Annotated in this window: 1 protein-coding gene; it reads left to right on the forward strand. The window is 36.7% G+C overall.

Going from position 1 to position 889, the window contains the following annotated elements:
- Positions 1-97 precede the first annotated feature (97 nt).
- A complete protein-coding gene (locus FD16_RS12445; protein ID WP_056938576.1) occupies positions 98-730 on the forward strand; it encodes an NAD(P)H-binding protein in 633 nt (210 codons plus the stop codon).
- The last annotated feature ends 159 nt before the right edge of the window (positions 731-889 follow it).

Below are 889 nucleotides of genomic sequence, written 5' to 3' on the forward strand. Positions count from 1 at the left end.
CACATATCCAAAGAACGCTCCTATCCTAGTAAGTATCAAGTAATAATACAAACCTTAATTTGTGCAATGATACTAACAATAGAAATGGAGTAATCAAATGACAAAAATATTAATACTGGGTGCAAATGGTCAAATTGCAAAAATTGTACGTGACCGCTTGTTAAATGAAACTAAAGACCAATTAACATTGTATTTACGTCGTGCCAATCGTATTGGTGAAGTGCAGTCTGCACGCGAAAACGTGATTGAGGGCGATGTTAATGATTATGAAACACTACGCCATGCTATGGTTGGTCAAGATATTGTTTATGCAAATCTTGGTGGTGAGTTTGAACCAATGGCAGCTAATATAATCAAAGCAATGGAAGCAACTGGCGTTAACAGATTGATCTACGTGACTGGATTAGGCTTATATCATGAAGTACCCGGTGAGTTTGGCTGTTGGGTTGAATCATCAATTGGTACACCAATTATGGACGACACACGTCGAGCTGCTAAAATTATTGAGAATTCTAATGTAAACTACACGATTATTCGTGCAGCTTATATGAACAATGATCACGAAATTGACTATGAATTGACCGAAAAGGGAACACCATTCAAGGGAACTATTATTTCCCGGGAAAGTATTGCTGATTTGATTATGAAGGTTATTAATGATCCCAAACTACATGAATTTAGTAGTTTAGGTATCAATAAACCAGGAACTGATGGAGATCGCCCGTACTAATCTGAATGATAAAGCCACACTGATGCTTTTAGACAAAGCTTATCAGCGTGGCTTTTTTAAAATTGTCAGTAAAAGCAAGGTTACGATGATCTATGCAGCTGTTATTAGTTGGTGTACTATCATAATGAAAATGTTATGTAGAAAGCCGGTTTATCATGG

The organism is Paucilactobacillus suebicus DSM 5007 = KCTC 3549 (assembly GCF_001434475.1).
GTDB classification, from domain to species: domain Bacteria; phylum Bacillota; class Bacilli; order Lactobacillales; family Lactobacillaceae; genus Paucilactobacillus; species Paucilactobacillus suebicus.

What these genes read in the sequence shown, in the direction of transcription:
- FD16_RS12445 (WP_056938576.1), top strand. Translation starts at nt 98, where the DNA reads ATGACAAAAATATTAATACTGGGTGCAAATGGTCAAATTGCAAAAATT.